The 17,897-nt window shown below is 64.3% G+C and carries 12 protein-coding genes; 2 read left to right on the top strand and 10 right to left on the bottom strand.

The window, feature by feature from the left end:
- Positions 1–2: 2 nt before the first annotated feature.
- The 10 genes from CAG29_RS22630 to yaaA all read right to left on the bottom strand — a co-directional run bounded on the left by CAG29_RS22630 (position 3) and on the right by yaaA (position 14,639).
- Positions 3–1,568 (bottom strand): MBOAT family protein, encoded by a 1,566-nt coding sequence (locus tag CAG29_RS22630; protein WP_085578767.1) that lies wholly within the window; start codon positions 1,566–1,568, stop codon positions 3–5.
- 225 nt (positions 1,569–1,793) lie between these two features.
- Positions 1,794–2,918: a mannuronate-specific alginate lyase gene (locus CAG29_RS22625; protein WP_085578769.1), complete on the bottom strand. Its 1,125-nt coding sequence runs from the start codon at positions 2,916–2,918 to the stop codon at positions 1,794–1,796.
- An 8-nt stretch (positions 2,919–2,926) separates the two neighbouring features.
- The gene (locus CAG29_RS22620) at positions 2,927–4,375 is read right to left on the bottom strand and encodes an alginate O-acetyltransferase (protein WP_085578771.1); all 1,449 of its coding nucleotides are present in this window, start codon (positions 4,373–4,375) and stop codon (positions 2,927–2,929) included.
- A gap of 10 nt (positions 4,376–4,385) precedes the next feature.
- On the bottom strand, positions 4,386–5,957 hold the full coding sequence (algG, locus tag CAG29_RS22615) for a mannuronan 5-epimerase AlgG (RefSeq protein WP_085578773.1): 1,572 nt from the start codon (positions 5,955–5,957) through the stop codon (positions 4,386–4,388).
- Positions 5,958–5,983: 26 nt separating this feature from the next.
- On the bottom strand, positions 5,984–7,465 hold the full coding sequence (locus CAG29_RS22610; protein WP_085578775.1) for an alginate export family protein: 1,482 nt from the start codon (positions 7,463–7,465) through the stop codon (positions 5,984–5,986).
- The gene (algK, locus tag CAG29_RS22605) at positions 7,462–8,967 is read right to left on the bottom strand and encodes an alginate biosynthesis TPR repeat lipoprotein AlgK (protein ID WP_085695165.1); all 1,506 of its coding nucleotides are present in this window, start codon (positions 8,965–8,967) and stop codon (positions 7,462–7,464) included. Before algK ends, CAG29_RS22610 begins: the two co-directional genes overlap by 4 nt.
- A 15-nt stretch (positions 8,968–8,982) precedes the next feature.
- The gene (locus tag CAG29_RS22600) at positions 8,983–10,152 is read right to left on the bottom strand and encodes an alginate biosynthesis protein Alg44 (protein WP_085578780.1); all 1,170 of its coding nucleotides are present in this window, start codon (positions 10,150–10,152) and stop codon (positions 8,983–8,985) included.
- Between the two features lie 35 nt (positions 10,153–10,187).
- Positions 10,188–11,669, bottom strand: a complete 1,482-nt coding sequence (gene alg8 / locus CAG29_RS22590) for a mannuronan synthase (RefSeq protein ID WP_170929985.1) — start codon at positions 11,667–11,669, stop codon at positions 10,188–10,190.
- 65 nt (positions 11,670–11,734) lie between these two features.
- Complete coding sequence (locus CAG29_RS22585; RefSeq protein WP_085578784.1) at positions 11,735–13,051, bottom strand: nucleotide sugar dehydrogenase; 1,317 nt, start codon at positions 13,049–13,051, stop codon at positions 11,735–11,737.
- An 808-nt stretch (positions 13,052–13,859) separates the two neighbouring features.
- Positions 13,860–14,639 carry a peroxide stress protein YaaA gene (yaaA, locus tag CAG29_RS22580; RefSeq protein ID WP_085578786.1) on the bottom strand — a complete coding sequence of 260 codons (780 nt, stop codon included), beginning with the start codon at positions 14,637–14,639 and terminating at the stop codon, positions 13,860–13,862.
- Positions 14,640–14,804: 165 nt separating this feature from the next.
- On the opposite strand from yaaA, the gene CAG29_RS22575 reads away from it, so the two are divergent.
- On the top strand, positions 14,805–15,929 hold the full coding sequence (locus CAG29_RS22575) for a polysaccharide deacetylase family protein (RefSeq protein ID WP_085578788.1): 1,125 nt from the start codon (positions 14,805–14,807) through the stop codon (positions 15,927–15,929).
- A 350-nt stretch (positions 15,930–16,279) separates the two neighbouring features.
- Entirely contained in the window at positions 16,280–17,674 is a 1,395-nt protein-coding gene (locus CAG29_RS22570; protein ID WP_085578790.1) for a PhoH family protein, read from the top strand.
- The last annotated feature ends 223 nt before the right edge of the window (positions 17,675–17,897 follow it).

Raw genomic sequence — 17,897 nt, 5'->3', positions numbered from 1 at the left:
CCTCAGAACTGGAAGTAAAGGAACGGCGAGAAGCTCTGCGCCGAGAGTTTGAGAATCGAGGCGATGAACAGCAGCAGCACCAGGGCGCGCATCGCGTAGCGTGGCCAGTCGGCGCTCCAGTAGGCCGGCTGCACTTGGGCGGGCGCGCCGACGGTGTAGCCGGGCTCGCGGATGGCCGCCGGGTTTTCGCCGGGGGCGGCCTTGATCAGGCCGGGCTGCGCGCCGGCCGGGCCGTCTTGCCCGGCGTCGGCGCAAGGTTTGGTCTTGACCGGTGGCGTGCTGGTGTACAGGTCGCGCAGGCCGAAGAACGCCAGGGTTGCGTACGCCACCACCAGGGTCGCCACTTGCAGGCCGGTGAGGCTGGCGCGGTTGAGTTCCGACAGCGACCAGTCGCCGAAGCTGAACATCGCGCCGTACATGCGCCCGGCCACGTGCAGGTTCTCGGCGCGGAAGATCACCCAGCCCATGACCACGAGCAGGAAGGTCAGGGCCCAGCGGACCGGATTGAGGCGGCGCGGCGAGGTGTTGATGCCGAGCATTTTCTCGATCGCCAGCCACATGCCGTGCCAGGCGCCCCAGACGATGTAGGTGATGTTCGCGCCGTGCCACAGGCCGCCCAGCAGCATGGTCAGGAACAGGTTGCGATAAGTCATCAGCGTGCCGCGGCGGTTGCCGCCCAGGGTGATGTACAGGTAGTCGCGCAGCCAGGTGGACAGGCTGATGTGCCAGCGCCGCCAGAACTCGGTGATCGACTGGCTGACGTAGGGCTGCTTGAAGTTCTCCATGAAGCGAAAGCCCATCATCAAGCCCAGGCCGATGGCCATGTCGCTGTAGCCGGAGAAGTCGAAGTACAGCTGCGCGGTGTAGGCCAGCGCACCGAGCCAGGCATCGCCGGTGGTCGGGTGCTGCAGGGCGAAGCAATGGTCGGCGACCACCGCCAGGGTGTCGGCGATGAACACCTTCTTGATGAAGCCCTGCATGAACCGGGTGCAGCCCTCGGAGAACTTGTCGAGGGTGTGGGTGCGGTGGTTGAACTGGTCGGCCAGGTCACGGAAGCGCAGCACGGGGCCTGCGATCAGGTGCGGGAAGATCGCCACGAACGCCGCGAAGTCGATCAGGTTGCGGGTGGCCGGGGTGTCGCCGCGGTACACGTCGATGATGTAGCTGATGGACTCGAAGATGTAGAACGAGATGCCGATCGGCAACAGCACGTGGGTGAGGATGAACGGCTCCAGGCCGAACGACGTCATGATCGCGTTGAGGCTGTCTACGCCGAAGTTGGCGTACTTGAAGTAGCCCAGGATGCACAGGTCCACTGCCACGCCGAGCAGCAGCCAGCGCTGGGCCGGCTTGCTCCTCACACCGGCGGCGCCGACCTTCAGGCCGATCCAGTAGTTCCACAGGGTGACACCGGCGAACAGCGCCAGGAAGTCCACCCGCCACCAGGCGTAGAACACGTAGCTGGCGATCAGCAGCAGCAGGTTGCGGTAGCGTTGCCCGCTCAGGTAGTACAGGCCGAGGAAGATCGGCAAGAACAGGAACAGGAACACGTTGGATGAAAAGACCATCCCGGTTTCTCCATGTTTGAAGCCACAGTCAAGGGCCAAGGCCCCCCCAAACCCCCCACGAAAAGTCCGGGGGATGTATTGCATCCAGATTCACCGCAACCCTTGTGGGCGCTGGCTTGTCGGGTCGCCGCACCGCAGCGATAGCGTCGGGTCAGTCGACATCAGTGTTGAATGTCAGATTGCAATCGCTGGCAAGCCAGCTCCCACAGGGGTTCGTGTTCTGCCTTACGAACCCTTGTTGCCCTTCTCGTGCGACGGGTCGTAGACCTTGGTCAGGTCGCCGCCCAGGCGGAAGGTCTTGAACGGCTGCATGCCGTGTTTCTTCTCCAGCACATCCGGCGCACAGGCGTAGAGGCTGCAGAACGGTTCGAGCCAGGCGAATTTCATGTCCTCCTTCAGGTCGGTCATGTCCTGCTTCTTGCCGTTCTTCGCCTCGAAGGCGTCGGGATCCTTCACGCCGGCCAGCACCCGGTCGCCCAGGCGCTTGAGGGCGCCGTTGTTCTCCTGGCGCAGATCCACGCCGTTGACCTGAGCGAAGCTGGCGATCATCGCCAGCGGCGGCAGGGCGTAGTTGTGGTACGCCAGGGCGCGCTGCTGGCGCTTGAGTTCGTTGGGCAGGTAGCCGTCGGCGTCGACTTGGCCGGCGCCGACCTTGTATTCCTTCACCGCCCAGTCGAACAGGTCGCGGCGGTCGGTGGCGATGGCCGTCGCCATCACCGACCACGCGGCCCAATAGGAGTGGTTGTTGGTCTGCGCCAGCGGCAGGTTGTCCCAGTCGCTCACCACCTGGTCGGCCAGTTTGCCGAACCAGGCCTCGATCTCCCGGGCCTCCTGCTGATGCTGGGCCAGCGGGTGCGAGTCGGAGAACTTCAGGCGGATGTACGAGGACGCCATGCTGCCCAGCGCCCATTTGCGCATCGACTTGCCGGTGTGGTTGAAGTCCTTGGACATCAACGCATCCGCCCGTGCCCAGGACGTCAGCCAGTTGAGCGTGCAGTCGAGCTGCTCCGGGCGACCGTCGCGCATGAACTGCATCACCCGCTTGGCGGTGCCGCGCTCAAGCTTGGTGATGTCGGCGGTGCTGTCGCGGAAGGCTTTCTCCGACTGCACGTTGAGGGTGGCGCGGGCCTTGTCCGAGCCTTCGTACTTGCTGCGAAACTGCAGCGGGCCGGTGTAGGGCGCCGGCATGGCGTCGCAGCCTTCGCTCTTGTCGCCGGTCTTGAACTTGTCCACAGGTGCGAAGTAGCCCTGGGGCGGACGCAGCGGCGCGGCGGCCTGGGTGGCCCCGGCGAACATCGCCAGGGTCAGCAGGGACGGCGCAAGCAGGTGTTTGATCGTTCGGTTTCGCATGGCAGACCTCATTGCCCGAGCTGGGCGGTTTGCGGCCCAGCGCCCGGGAATACGTTGCGTTTGCAGATTTTCGCTTCGACCTTCTGCGGCTCGGCGCCCGCGTCCGGGCCCTGGACTTCGACGGCCAGCAGGTTCTGCGTGGCCCAGTCCTCGTCCGTGCGCAATTCGAAGGCGAAACGCCCGTCGGTGTCGGAGGTTTCCGGCTTCTCGATCTTGATGTCCTCGTGGCGGCCGTTCATGTACCAGAGGGTGGCGTGCAGGGTCTTCACCGAGGTGTCGGCGAAGCGGATGTCGACCTGATGGCCGTTGTTCTGCAGGTTCAGGTTCTTGCTGTTGACCAGCAGTTCGTTCTTGCCCGGCTTGAGCGTCGCGCTGGCGCTCATCTGCGCGTCCTTGCCCTCGCAGCCGTTGTCCAGCAGCGCCATCATCTGGCGGTAGATGGTCTCCTGGTCGAGGCGGTACAGCGGCGAGAACTCCCAGATGAGGATCTTGGGCGGCGACTTCTGGAACTCGTCGCTGCCCAGGTACTGCAGCATCGAGCCTTCCAGGCCGCCGCCGGGGAACGCGACGTTGAGGATGTCGGCGCCGATGGCCTCTTCGAGGAAGCCGGCGAAGTTGTAGTTCTTGCCGCTGTGGGAGGTGCCCACCAGGGTGATCTGCGGGTTGCCGCTGTCGCCGAACAGGTCGCCGTCGCCGGCCTCGCCCTTGGGCTCGGTGGTGAACTGGTCCATGTACTGGATCGCGTAGCTGGTGCCGCACAGTTGCCCGGCCATGTTGTGCAGGGTGCCGGTCTTGCCCATGCGCCCGGAGCGCTTGGTCTCGAACTCGCGCTTGGGGATGTCGGCGAAGGCCGGGATCCGCTTGACCTGCTCGGCGACGATCTTCGCCGTGCGCTGGGCGCCGTAGGGCGTCCAGTGCTGGTCGCCGCGGAAGTAGAAGTCGTGGGCCGGCAGGGTCTCGGGCAGCGATTCGTTGGTGAGCGGCGACAGGTCCGGCACCACGTAGCCCATCTTGGCGAAGCGGCCGAGCATGGTCTTGTAGTTGCCCAGCGCCTTCTCGTAGTCGAAGGCGGCCTTGTCCTGCGGGTTGAGCTTGTTGCGGTTCACCAGGCCACGGGTCGGCTGGTAGACGATCACCAGTTCCACGCCCTTGCTCTTGAACGCATCGTGCAGTTGCTGCAGGCGGCGGTAGCCGGCGGGGGTGGTGTCGAACTCGGTGCGCAGGTCTTCCCGGGTGCGGAACAGCCAGTCGCCCTGCGCCTGCACCAGGGTGGTGAAGTTTTGCTGGTAGCGGGTGGTGTAGTTCTTCGGGTCGTGGGCGGCGGGGCACAGGCTGCAGCACGGCTCGGCGGTGAACGCGGGGGCTTGGGCCTGGTCCGCGCCGGCGCCGTCGCTGGCCGCCAGGATGCCCACGGTCAGGGCCGACAGGCTGAGCAGTTTGATCAGGTGTGGGTGCATAAAGAGGTCCTCAGTCCCGCAGTTCGGTCTGGCGTTCGACGGGGTCGATCAGCACGGCTTTCTGCTGGCGCACCAGCAGGTCGAGAATTTCGTCCTGGCGCTCGCCCAGGACGCCGTTGAAGCTGATGCCGCTGGATTTGGTCGGCGCCAGCATCGAGACGCGGTACAGCTCTACGCTCAGCGGCGAGTCGATGGCCATCGGGCCGCTGCCGTTGGCCGCCAGTTCGCCGCCGACCACGATCAGCGAGACCTGGGCGTCAAACGGGTCGAGCTTGATGTCGCGGTCGGTGTCGGTCAGATCCTTGATGTGGCCGTAGACGCCGGTCAGGCCGTTGGCCATGGCGACGTTCTCGTACAGGCGGATGTTCACGCTGTTGCGGATGCGGATGCCGTGGCGCTTGTTGCTGATGACCTTGTTGCCCCACAAAAGGTTGTCGGCGGACTCGTAGAGGGTGATGCCGTCGGTGTGGTTGCGGTAGATCTCGTTGTGGGCGATCACGTTGTTCACGCTGTTGCGGTCGATCACCAGCCCCGAGAGGTGGTTGTCGAAGCTCTTGTTGTTGAAGATGAAGCTGTCGTTCACTTCGCGGGAGATGATGATCCCGTGCTTCTTCTTCGTCCCGTGGACGGTGTTCTCGGCGATGACCAGGCCGTGGGAGCGGTCGTGGGGGTCGATGCCGTAGACGATGTTGTCCTTGTAGGTGTTGCCCTTGACCACGAAGTCGCGGGTCTCGTAGCAGTAGAAGCCGTACCACATGTCCGAGAACTCGGAGCCGACGATCCAGCCGGTCGGCTCGGGGCGCTTGAGCACCTTGGCCATGTTCGGCGTGTACTGGGAAATGCTCACGCCGTAGGACTTGCTGTTGGCGTAGCCGAAGCTGGCCATCTTGCTGTTGACGATGTAGGTCTCGGTGCCGCCCCAGGCGAGCAGGAACGGACGGAATTCCTTGGGCGAACGGAAGGTCGCCGGGCCGTTGTCCTTCTCGCGCCAGCCGGTGACCTTGGTGTCACGCACGAACAGCTGGCCGTCGTTGACCAGGAACGAGCCGGCCTCCTGGGACAGGCGCAGCTCCTGGGTCTGGCCGTCGATCTCGAGGATGCCTTTGCGGCCGACGACGATCGGCAGCTTGGCCAGGTATACGCCGGGCGCGGTTTCGCTGAAGTACTGCTTGGGCAGCTTCTGCGCCAGCTCCTTGAGGTTCAGGTAGCCGTCGTCGACGAAGATCGCCTGGGGGATGCCGTGCTGGCGCACCACCCATTCGGCCATCTTGTTGTCGCCGCCGATGAAGTCCTTCAGGGCGTCTTCCTGCATCATCCGGCGCACGCTGACCTTGCCCGGCTTGCTGCGCACGATCTTCGCGGCGGCGGCCTCGGCGGTGTAGCCGGAGAGGTCGGGCAGCTTCGGTTCGGCCAGCTCCAGCGCCTCGGTCGGGGCGCTGCTGACGGTGTAGGTCTTGGCCTGCTGCAGCCCTTTGGCCAGGGTCACCGGCTTCGCCGGCTCGACCGTGGCGAAGGCGCCGGCGCTGGCCAGCAGCAGGGCGCCGGCCAACAGGCTGAGCGAGCCTTTCCTTGAGTTGTTCATGTCGGGCACTCCCTTGGCGGTCCGCATCAGAAGCGCCAGATCACGTCGATGAACGCGCGGTGCATGTACGAATCGACCTGGCTGCCGTAGGCATCGCCGGGCTTGAACACGCCGCCGCGAAAGCGCACCAGCGCCGACGGCTCGTCGATGGACTGGCTCAGCGCCGCCGGCAGCAGGCCTTGCTTGAAGTACTTGGTGACCACCAGATCCATCTCCTGGCCCATGTCCTTCTTGCCGTCGTCCAGCGGCAGGGAGGTGCTGGACAGGATCGCGCCGGTCACGTCGTCGGTGTTGTTCTCGACGGCGTTGATGCCGTTGCTGCCCACCGGCTTGTTGCCGTCCACGCGCCAGAACTTGTGGTAGATCAGGCTGGCGTCGTACTGGTCGTTGAGCATCCAGGAGCCGAACAGGGTGGCGGTCTGCAAGTTGTTCATCTCGCCGCGGAACGCTTCGCCGAAACGGTGCACCCGCGAGCGGGTGCCGGTGAAGTTCGAGCGGTTGCTTTCCAGGCCGTTCTGTTCGTAGTCGGCGCTGGCGCGGGCATAGGCGGCGCCGACCTGCCATTGCGGGTCGAGGCGCAGGCGCACGCCAAGGTCGGTGGCCCAGCCGTTGACGCTGTCGCTGCGCTTGGCCTCGGCCGGGCGGCTGCCGTCGGCGTTGAGCGGGTTGACCTTGTCGCGGTCGCCGCTCATGCCGGTGATGCTGCCCCAGTAGTTGACCGTGTTGGTGTTGCGCCAGTTGTAGGCGTCGCTGTCGGCGGTCAGGCCGAGCCAGCTGATGTCGCCGTTCTCGGTCTTGTCCAGGGTGTCGCGGGGCACGCCCGGCTCGGCGTAGTCGAGCTTGCCGTTGTCGTGGGTGTGGTGGCCGCGGATGCCGACCCACTGGCCCGGCGTCCACTGGTAGGCGGCGTCGGCGTAGGCGTGCAGGCGGTCCTTGTCCTTGGGCGCCAGTTCCTTGAGGTCGGTGCGGTATTCGCTGAAGCGTTCGGCGACGCCGGCGTTGGCCCGCAGCAGGGTGGTGTCGAACGTCCAGTTCAGCGCCTCGATGTTGGTGTCGCGCCATTGGCCGTCGTCGTTGCGCAGGCGCTGGCGGCCGAACTTGAGGATCTCGCCGGGGTAGGGCGTGAAGCCGCTGTAGCCGACCCAGAACTCGCGCATGGCCAGGTAGTTCTTCTTGGTCTGGCGGTCGCCGCTGTCGGTGGCCTGGGCGCCGTCGGACTGCTGCAGGGTGTCGGTCTCGATGATGTCGGTGGAGGTCACGGCCTGGCCCATGGCGTAGGCGCTCCACGCGCCGCTCTCGCCGTAGACCCACGGGCGCAGGTCGAGGCCCACGCCGTTGACGTCGCCGCCGCGGGCGGTGCCCAGGTCGCGGTCGTCCTCGGACTGGCCGGTGATCTTCACTTCCAGGCCGAAATTCTTGGTTTCGGTGATCGCGGCCAGCGTCGGGCACGACCAGATCAGGGCGAAGGACAGGCCGATGCCGGCCTTCACGAATGGATTCAACTTCATAGGGATTCCTCGCCTTCTTCTTCTGGCAGGGCATGCAGCGGCAGCGCATTGCGGTTCAGGGCGCCGCGGCTGGCCTGTTCCTGTTGCAGCAGGCGTTGGGCCTGGGCCAGGCGTTCGGGGGGCAGCTGCGCGGCGAGGGTGGTCGCCAGCTCATCGGCCTGCGGGGTGTTCTGGGCCTTGGCCAACTGACTGAACACGTAGGCGTTGACCGGGTCGGGCCGGGTGCCCTTGCCTTGGGAGAACAGTTGGGCGATGGCGAAGTCGGCGCTGTTCTGGCCGTTGCGCGCAGCGGTCAGCAGGTGGTCGAGGGCCTTCTGCGGATAGACCTTGCCCAGGTAGCCACGGCGGTAGATCTGGCCGAGGTAGTAGTCGGCCGCCACTTCGCGGCCGACGGCCTTCTCGAAGTGCTGCTCGGCGACCTTCGCGTCGGCCGGCACCAGTTTGCCTTCGTAGTAGAGCTTGCCCAGCAGCAGTTCGGCGCGGGGTTGGTCGGCGGCACGGCCGTTGTCCAGGTACTTCATCATCTGGTCGGTGTCGCCCAGTTCCGGGAAGTCGTAGAGCAATTGCGCCAACGTGACCCACGATGCCGGATAGCCCGGCGCGATGGGTTCGAGCAGCGCTTGCGCGGTCTTCTCGTCGGTCTTGCCCAGGGTCGGGTCGGCCAGCACCCGGGCGACGGAATCGACCCGTTGCGCGCTGACGGTGCCGCGGCTGTGGCCGGCCTGCAGTTGTTTGATCAGTTCGGCCTGTTGCTCTGGCTGTGCACGTTTCTGATAGACCGTGGCCAGTTCGACGTAGCAGATGTCGGTGGTGTGGAGCGCGGCCTTGCAGATCTTTTCCACGTCATCCAGGTGCTGGTCGTAGGTGCCCTGGGTGCGATAGAGCAGCACTTGGGCCAGGCCCGCTTCCGGGTAGCCGGACTGGCGCCATTGATCGATCTGCTGCTGGGCGTCGATGTTCGGGAAACTGTGTGGGTATTGCAGATACAGCATCGCCAGCGGGATCAAGGTATTGCCTTCGCCTTGGGCGGCGGCTTTCTTCAGCAGGCTTTCGGCCTCCTGGTGCTCGGCTTCGGTGGCGCCGGGCTTGGCCACCAGCAAGCGGCCGAGGCGCGCCTGGGCCCGCGGCGAAACGCTGGCCGCGGCGCGGTAGGTGGCTTCGGCCTGTTTCATCTGCTCGGGGTCGCGGCTGTCGACCTGAATGTCGGCAAGGCCCACTTGCGCCTCGCTGTAGCCCAGGTCCGCCAGCGCCCGGTAGTTCTGCGCGGCGGTCGCGGTGTCGCCGCGCTTGAGGGCTTCGTTGGCCAGGCGCTGGTCGGGCAGGCCGGCGCAACCGGCCAGGGAGACCGCCAGCGCCAGCGAGCACACCATCAGGCCCTTGTGGGAGCCAGCCTGCTGGCGATGCGGGCGGCTCGGTGCATCAGGCAGACCGCGTTGATGCAATCGCTGGCAAGCCAGCTCCCACAGGGACTGCGGCGTGTTCGGGAGAGTTGGAGTGGTCACAGGCGTGTCCTCGACTTAAAGGCCGTGGGCCATGGCTTTGTCGATCAGCCAGTTCAGGTTCGGGCCGCGGTCGCTGTTCACTTCCACCGGGCGGCCGGCGAAGGTGCTGTCCAGCGGCTCGTCCGGCTGGATCTGCACGCGGATGTCCGAGGACAGGTCTTCGCTCTTGAGGCTGGCGCTGCGCACGATCTTGCCGCTGCGGACCTTGTCGTCGCCGGCGATCTGGAAGCTCACCGGGGTGCCCGGACGCACGTCGCCGAACTGGCGGTAGGAGAAGCGCGCATCGACGGTGGCCTGGGTGTTGCGCGGCACCAGTTCGAAGATCACGTCGCCTTTGCTGGCGTACTGACCGTCGGCCACCAGTTGCCGCGCCACGGTGCAGTCGCACGGCGAGGTGAGGGTGCCGGTCATCTGCTTGCCGAACAGTTCTTCCACCTTGGCCGGCTGCAGTTGGTCTTCGTCCAGGTGGCCTTTGAGCACGTCGAGCATGCTGGTGCTGAAGGTCGCCAGCGGCGCGCCCTTGGCGGCGACGCCGTCGGATTTCACCAGGCTCTGCACGGTGCCGTCGCGGGGCATGGTGATGTTCATGGCCGGCACGCTGACCAGGCCGGCCTGGGCGTGGCTGACGAAGTACATGCCGTACACCGATTTGGCGACGAAGCCGAACGCCGCCAGGCCGACGACGAACACGCCGAGGCTGAAGGTCACCGCCTTCAGTCGCCCGAACGGGGTCATGCCGTGGCCGCCGTCCTTGGTCTTGCGTGCCTTGGTGAAGTTGTCGCGCTGCAGGGTCGCCAGCACTTCGCCGATGCTGACGATGTCGCCGGCCAGGTGCGAGGTGATCAGGTGGCGCAGGGTGGCGATGTCCCGCGGCTCCAGATTCTGGAACTGGCAGCCGGTGCGGCCGGTCTGGCGGTCGTGGGAGCGCACCTGCATCTCGACGTCCATCGCCAGGCCGAGGTTGTCGATGACGAACTGCAGGCGCGCCTTGTGCACGTCGCCGACCTTGAGCGGCAACTGACCGGCGTTGAACGCCAGGCCGCCGGCCGACAGGTCGATGACCCGCGCCTCGACCGGTGTGCGGTCGGGGCCGAAGAAGCGCAGCTTGGCCGGGATCTTCACCCGCGCATGCTGGCGCTGGGCTTCGGATTCATGGACTACGTTGACGTTGACGGCGGTATTCATGGGAGCGGTTTCCTTGTTAATCCAAGAGAGGCGGGTCAGACCATCATCAGCAGCACGGCGACGAAAATGCTGCCGGCGGAGAAGGTCATGGTCCGAGACGACCAGGTGTTGAACCAACGTTGAAAGCTGGCGAGGTCACGGGACAGCGAGGTGGGTTGGCGGGTCCAGGACTGTTGGTCGAGGCGGAAGAACACGTAGATCTTCACCAGCGCGCCGACGATCTGGTTGTAATAGAGGATCGCGGGGTAGGCCGGGCCGATCCGGTGGCCGGAGCACGACAGCAGCAGGGTCAGGATCAGGCGGGTGATGCCGATCCACAGCAGGTACACGAGGATGAACGCGGTGCCGTACTTGACGCTGGCGATGACCGCCACGGTCAGGCCCAGCAGGGACGTCCACATCGACACGCGCTGGTCGAACAGCACCACCGAGGTGAACAGCCCCAGGCGGCGGATGCCCAGTCCGAGGGCGCGGGAGTTCTGCCGCAGGTTGTTGCCGTACCAGCGGAACATCAGTTTGCGGCTGGCCTTGATGAAGCTCTTCTCCGGCGGATGCTCGACGGTGTTGATCGCCGCGTCCGGCACGTAGAAGGTGTCGTAGCCCAGGCGCATCAGGCTGAACCAGCTCGACTTGTCGTCGCCGGTGAGGAACTTGAAGCGGCCCAGGCGCCAGTGCTGCAGCGAGTCGCTCTCGACGTCGGCGATGAACTCCGGGTTGGTGACCACGCTGGCGCGGAACACCGACATGCGCCCGGTCATGGTCAGCACGCGCTTGGACAGGGCCATCGAGCACATGTTGATGTGGCGTTGGGCGAAGCGCAGCTTGTGCCATTCGCTCATGATGTAGCCGCCGCGCACTTCGCAGAATTCGTTGGTGGTCAGGCCGCCGACGTTGCCGAACAGCTGGAACCACGGCACGGTCTTGCGCACCACGCCTTCGCCCAGCACGGTGTCGCCGTCGATCACGGCCACCACGGCGCGGTCGTCCGGCAGGTGGCGGGAGATCGCACGGAAACCGTAGGCCAGGCCGTCGCGCTTGCCGGTGCCGGGGATACGCACGAAGTCGAGCTTGACCCGCTCCGGCGGGTTCATCCGCGCCCACAGGCTCTTGACCAGCAGTTCATCGGACATCTCGACGATGGAGCAGACCACGGTGGTCGGCAGGCCGCAGTCGATGGCCTCGCGGATCACCGAGCCGTAGACCTGGGCGGTGGTCAGCGCGTCGATGCGGAAGCTGGTGACCATCAGGAACACGTGGGACGGATCGGCCGCCTCGCCCAGCTTGCGCACCTTGCGCCGCAGGTGCGGGTAGACGATGTACAGGAAAATCATGCCGCGCACGAAGTGGGTGGCGCCCATCGAATAGCGCCAGATGCCCACGGCGCCGATCAGGAAAATGAAGTCCTTCGACTCGGCGTCGAACGTGGACACGGGCAGCATCAGGGCCAGGCCCATCAGCAGGCCCAGAAACAAAAGCCAACCGGCCGCTTGCAGAAAAAAATGATTGAGCTTGGACATGACCGTCATTCATCCGAAGGTGAAGGAGGCTCCGGGCCGCAGGCGGCCCGGAGCTTGGGGCTGCCTTACCAGCAGATGCCTTCGGTGCGGCTGCCGGCGCGGGTGGCCCGGGACATGAAGCCCACCAGGTCGATGACCTGCTTGCCGTCCGGCACCTGTTGGGCCAGGGAACGGAATTTCTCGTCGCGGTTGCCCAGGATGATCACGTCGGAGTTGTCGATCACCGAGTCGAAGTCCGCGTTGAGCAGGGACGACACATGGGGGATCTTCGACTCGATGTAGTCCTTGTTCGCGCCGTGGACGCGGGCGTACTCGACGTTGCTGTCGTAGATGCTCAGGTCGTAGCCCTTGCCGATCAGCATCTCGGCCAGCTCCACCAGCGGGCTTTCGCGCAGGTCGTCGGTGCCGGCCTTGAAGCTCAGGCCGAGCAGGGCGACCTTGCGCTTGTCGTGGCTTTCGACGATGTCGAAGGCGTTCTGCACCTGGGATTCGTTGCTGCGCATCAGCGAGTTGAGCAGCGGCGCCTCCACGTCCAGGGAGCCGGCGCGGTAGGTCAGGGCGCGCACGTCCTTGGGCAGGCACGAGCCGCCGAAGGCGAAGCCCGGACGCATGTAGTACTGGGACAGGTTGAGGGTCTTGTCCTGGCAGACCACGTCCATCACCTCACGGCCGTCGACGCCGACCGCCTTGGCGATGTTGCCGATCTCGTTGGCGAAGGTCACCTTGGTGGCGTGCCAGACGTTGCAGGTGTACTTGATCATCTCGGCGACGGCGATGTCCTTGCGGATGATCGGCGCGTCGAGCTCTTCGTACAGCGATTGCAGGACGTCGCCCGACGCGGCGTCGAACTCGCCGATGACGGTCATCGGCGGGAAGTCGTAGTCCTTGATCGCGGTGCTCTCGCGCAGGAACTCGGGGTTGACCGCCACGCCGAAATCGACGCCGGCCTTCTTGCCGGAGCAGTCTTCGAGGATCGGGATCACCACGTTGGCGACGGTGCCCGGCAGCACGGTGCTGCGCACCACGATGGTGTGGCGGGTGGACTTCTCGCGCAGCACGAAACCGATTTCGCGGCACACCGCCTCGATGTAGTTCAGTTCCAGGTCGCCGTTCTTCTTGCTCGGCGTGCCGACGCAGATCATCGACAGGTCGGTGGCGCGGATCGCCTCGGCGAAGTCGGTGGTGCCGCGCAGGCGGCCGGTCTGGATGCCCTGCGCCAGCAGTTCGCCCAGGCCCGGTTCGACGATGGGGGATTTGCCGGCGTTGATCATGTCGATCTTGTCTTTGGCGACATCGACGCCCACCACGTCGTGGCCCCGTGCAGACAGGCAACCGGCACATACGGCGCCGACGTAACCCAAACCAAAAATGCTGATGCGCATCGCAATTACCTCTGTGTTTTATCAAGCCATTAGATGGCCGGAGTTAATGGTTCCAGCGGTCATGGTGCACTCGAAAGTGCGTCTTGCAGGCACGACAATGCCGTGTTCCGGCAATGTAAGTTTCGAGTGGCTAAATAAGTGCACTCAAGTTGTGCGCAACTAGGCCTTATTGTTGTGACTTGCCCCGACAGGCGGCATGACCTTCGTCCGAAGGAGGGCCGCTCAGTCGACATGCCTGCACGATGTCAGGCCAACTGCCCGCAATCCGGGCGGTTCAGCGCTCTGGTGAGCGCGGTGGCAGGGGCGCAGCCTCGGCCTTGCAGGGAATGTTCAGGGTGCGTATTTCCCGTCTTTGATCTTTGCCTAAACAAGTGAAGTCGCTGTGAAAGTTACTGTGGCAACTTGGTTACAGCGATCGTTCATCTGCGTAAGTTATCTCGTACAGAATCGGCGAGAATCGTTACCGGTGGTATGAGCTACGCATCAGGACGAAGTTCCGGCCCGTTCATCCCGAAATCTGAAATTTCTTGAAATATTGAAAAAGATGGCACTGCTTTCATATTGATAGCACTTTCCATTTCGCCCTTTATATATAGGCGGATAATCGCGGGGGATGGTTTTGTGCCATTACTTTGAAAAAAAGTGCGTGCCACTACTGAAAAAAATGACACCTGTCGAGTGAAACAAACGTTAGGGAGAGGGGCGATGTTTTTATGGCGCCAATGAAATGGCGAAAAAGGGCGGGGGATTTTTGACGTCGTGCGCGGTGCACGACGTCTTCAATAAAGAGTCGTGCACCGCGCATGCTTCATTCGGGGGCGTGGTCGCGCAGGAACACCAGATTGTCCGGTTTCGACTGTTCGGCGCTGTAGCGGTAACCCTGGACATCGAACTGCTTCAGGGCACCGGGATCGTTGATGCGTTCCTGGATCACGAAGCGGCTCATCAGGCCTCGGGCCTTCTTGGCGTAGAAGCTGATGATCTTGTACTGGCCGTTCTTCAGGTCCTTGAACTCGGTGTTGATGATCCGCGCGTTCAGGGCAGAGCGCTTGACCGCCGAGAAGTACTCGTTGGACGCCAGGTTGAGCAGCACGTCGTCGCCCTGGTCGGCCAGCGCTTCGTTGAGCCACTCGCTGATGCGCGTTCCCCAGAAGGCGTAAAGGTCCTTGCCCCGGGCGTTGGCCAGCTTGGTGCCCATCTCCAGCCGGTACGGCTGCATAAGGTCCAGCGGGCGCAGCAGGCCGTAGAGGCCGGACAGCATGCGCAGGTGCCGTTGCGCATAGTCGAAATCGGCTTCGCTGAAGGTCTGGGCGTCGAGCCCGGTGTAGACGTCACCCTTGAACGCCAGCAGCGCCTGCTTGGCGTTGTCCGGGGTGAAGGCCGGCGTCCAGCTGCCGAAGCGCGCGGCGTTGAGGCCGCCGATCTTGTCGGAGACGTGCATCAGCTCGCTGATCTGCGCCGGACTGAGTTCGCGCAGTTGCTGGATCAGCGCCTGGGAATGGTCGAGGTATTGCGGCTGGGTGAAGCGCGAGGTCGCCGGCGGCGTTTCGTAGTCGAGGGTCTTGGCGGGGGAAATCACCATCAGCATGCAGTCGTCTCCTTTGATCGTGGCGGCGATTCTAGGGGGTTGGCCGGGTTGACTCCAGCTATGAGTCCGATAGTTGATCGATGGTTGCCCGCCATCCCACGGGGAACCGCCGCTACCGCCTTATCGGCTATAGTGCCGCGCGGGTTTTGTTATGGAGACATCCCTTTGCGTATCGTTCTATTCCTTTGGGCGTGGCTGTTGAGCCTCGGGGCCCTGGCGGCGCCCGGCGATCCGGCGACGCTGGACCGCAGCACCTGGCCGGAGCAACTGAAGAATCCGACCCTGTTCGACGTGGCCTCGCGGGCGGAGATCCTGACCTTCGCCCGGGGCCTTTTGGCCAGCGAAGCGCTGGACGAGGCCGCGCTGGCCCAGCGCCTGGGGCTGCGCACGGTCAACATGGACGCCGTCAACCGCCTGCGCGAGCGGCTCTGGCAACGGTTGTTCAACGGCTACGACCATGCCCAGCAGAGCTGCGACCAGGACGCCTCCTTCTGCTTCCTGGTCGAAGACGTGCCGACCCTGCGCGAGCAGGCCGGCAAGTTCCAGCTCGGCGAGGAGAGCTACTACATCAAGTGGGCCGAGCCGAGCCGCGCTTTCCATGCCCAGTACCTGGACGAGCTGCTGCGCAAAGCTGCGCTGTTTCCGCAGACCGGCAGCGAGATCGACCGTTTCGGCGACTACGAACGCAACGGCGACGAGATGAACGACCGGCTGTTCCTGCTGAGCTTCGACAGCGCCGCCAACCTGCAGCCGGACAACACCGACTGGCTGGCCGAATACCTGCGCAAGTCGAACCTGAGCGGCACGTTCTTCGTGCTGGGCAAGGATGTCCAGGCGCGGCTGGCGGAGCGTTCGGTCGCCAGCCTGCAAGCGACGTTCTCGCAGCAGTGCGTCGGCGTGCAGGGCTGGGAGTTCCGCTCCCACAGCCACTGGCAGGACTGGCAGGACTCGGTGCGCCGCAGCGCCGACCTGGTCAAAGGCAAGCTGCCGGAAAACTACGTGCCGCTGTTCCGCCCGCCGGACGGTCAGCGGCGCAGCGATGCGCAGGCGTTCTTCAACGCCCAGGGCCTGCAAGTGGCGCTGTGGGACATCGACGCCCAGGACGGCGCCGGCAAGCTCAAGGGCAGCCAGAGCGCGCAGCGGGTGCTGACCCTGATGCTGCTGTGGCGTCACGGGGTGATCAATTTCAACATGAAGCAGGATGCGGTGAAGACGGCGTTGCCGTGGCTCATCACCCAGACCGCGCAAAGCGGCATCGGCTGGGAAGACTGTCAGGACGCGTTTCGCTGACAAGGCACGAAAGCCCCGTAAACATTGGGCGCGGGGAAGAAATTCGAAGGATTTTGCAGCAGGCGGACTTCCGACTCTAACGGGGGCAGGGCGGTCCGCCAAGGGCTTTTCGTCACTTTGCAAAATAAACTTCAAAAAATCGTCAAAGTGCTTTTTTCTGTCACAGGTTTTGGAGTATTACGAACTCAGACCGCCGAAACCTGCGACACAGGTGGCGTCTCCCAAGACCCATTTGTGTGCAGTTCGTCCGGCCTTCCGATCAAGGGGCGCGCGGACGGGCTCGGCAGTCACTTCGAGGCGCAGCACCGCCCAGGTATTGCGTCGAATGGCTCCCACAAAGGTGACCGAGTATGGATGATCACGGACGTAGCCCTTCTTCCAACCAGCCAATCCTTTATGTACTCGATACCAACGTATTGATTCACGATCCAAACGCCCTCCTGAATTTCGAAGAACACCACGTCGCGATCCCGATGACCGTGCTTGAAGAGCTGGACAAGCTCAAGAGCGGGCATCACAGCGTGGCCGCCGAATGCCGTCAGGCCATCCGGCTGATCGACAAGACCCTGGGGGACGCTTCACCGGAGGACGTTGAACAGGGAGTGCCGATCCAGCGCGGCAAGAGCGGACCCAAGGGCTTGCTGTCGATTCTGATGAGCAAACATGCCGAGCCGAACCTGATTCTGCCGGAGCACCTGAACGACAACAAAATCATCAACCAGTTGATCGACCTGCACACCCGCGACCCGAAGAAACCGGTCGTGCTGGTCACCAAGGACATCAACATGCGCCTCAAGGCGCGGGCCTGCGGGATCGCGGCCGAAGACTACAGCACCGACCAGCTGGTCGACGACGTGTCGCTGCTGCCCAACGGCTACCACAACATGACCGGCTCCTTCTGGGACCGCGTGAGCAAGGTCGAGACCCGCCAGGACCACGGCCGCACCTGGCATCAGGTGCAACTGATCGACAACCTGCCGGCGGTGCACGTCAACGAGTTCATCATCGACGAGCAGGGGTTCGTCGGCTGGATCAAGGAGATCGACGAGGACAAGCTGCTGATCCTCGACCTGCACCAGGAACCGCTGCTGCATCAGGAAGCCTGGGGCCTCAAGCCACGGGACATCTACCAGAGCCTGGCGCTGTACGCGTTGCTCGATCCGGACATCCACCTGGTCAACCTGTCCGGCGCCGCCGGTTCCGGCAAGACCATCCTGGCGCTGGCGGCCGCCATCGAGCAGACCATGGTCAGCAAGCGCTACCGGCGCATCATCGCCACCCGCAGCGTGCAGGGGCTGGACCAGGAGATCGGCTTTCTGCCGGGCACCGAAGCGGAAAAGATGGAGCCTTGGCTGGGCGCCATCACCGACAACCTCGAAGCCTTGCACATGGATGACGAAAGCACCCACGGCAGCGTCGACTACATCCTCAGCAAGGTGCCGCTGCAGTTCAAGTCGCTCAACTACATCCGGGGGCGCAGCTTCCAGCAGAGCCTGATCCTGATCGACGAATGCCAGAACCTCACGCCGCACCAGATGAAGACCATCATCACCCGGGCCGGCGCCGGCTCCAAAGTGGTGTGCCTGGGCAACCTGGCGCAGATCGACACCCCTTACCTGTCCGCGACCAGCTCCGGGCTGACCTACCTGACCGAACGCTTCAAGGACTTCCCCAACGGTGTGCACATCACCCTGCAAGGGGTGCCTCGCTCGATTCTGGCCGAATACGCCGAATCGCATCTGTAACCTTCCCCCGCAGCGGGCGGCCTCCGGGCCGTCCGCTTCTTCATGGCTCGGCGGGGTCTTCGCGAAGGCCATCGCCAGCAGGCTGGCTCCCACAGTGTTTGCCCGCTGGAATGCCGTCTCGTCGACCGCTGCAGAACCCTGTGGGAGCGGGCTTGCCCGCGAAGGCGTCAGGTCAGGCGACATCGAGTTTGACTGAGCCGGCGTCTGCGCAGGCAAATCGCAC

It is taken from the genome of Pseudomonas sp. B7(2017), from assembly GCF_002112745.1.
Lineage (GTDB): Bacteria > Pseudomonadota > Gammaproteobacteria > Pseudomonadales > Pseudomonadaceae > Aquipseudomonas > Aquipseudomonas ekonensis.
The sequence above is the reverse complement of the archived record's forward strand: the minus strand, read 5'-3'. Positions and strand labels throughout refer to the sequence as shown.

Bases quoted from the DNA above. Each gene is read 5' to 3' on its own strand.
- CAG29_RS22570 (WP_085578790.1), top strand. From the start codon at position 16,280: ATGGATGATCACGGACGTAGCCCTTCTTCCAACCAGCCAATCCTTTAT.
- yaaA (WP_085578786.1), bottom strand. From the start codon at position 14,639: ATGCTGATGGTGATTTCCCCCGCCAAGACCCTCGACTACGAAACGCCG.
- CAG29_RS22585 (WP_085578784.1), bottom strand. From the start codon at position 13,051: ATGCGCATCAGCATTTTTGGTTTGGGTTACGTCGGCGCCGTATGTGCC.
- CAG29_RS22620 (WP_085578771.1), bottom strand. From the start codon at position 4,375: ATGCACCCACACCTGATCAAACTGCTCAGCCTGTCGGCCCTGACCGTG.
- CAG29_RS22625 (WP_085578769.1), bottom strand. From the start codon at position 2,918: ATGCGAAACCGAACGATCAAACACCTGCTTGCGCCGTCCCTGCTGACC.
- alg8 (WP_170929985.1), bottom strand. From the start codon at position 11,669: ATGTCCAAGCTCAATCATTTTTTTCTGCAAGCGGCCGGTTGGCTTTTG.
- CAG29_RS22630 (WP_085578767.1), bottom strand. From the start codon at position 1,568: ATGGTCTTTTCATCCAACGTGTTCCTGTTCCTGTTCTTGCCGATCTTC.
- CAG29_RS22610 (WP_085578775.1), bottom strand. From the start codon at position 7,465: ATGAAGTTGAATCCATTCGTGAAGGCCGGCATCGGCCTGTCCTTCGCC.
- algG (WP_085578773.1), bottom strand. From the start codon at position 5,957: ATGAACAACTCAAGGAAAGGCTCGCTCAGCCTGTTGGCCGGCGCCCTG.
- CAG29_RS22600 (WP_085578780.1), bottom strand. From the start codon at position 10,152: ATGAATACCGCCGTCAACGTCAACGTAGTCCATGAATCCGAAGCCCAG.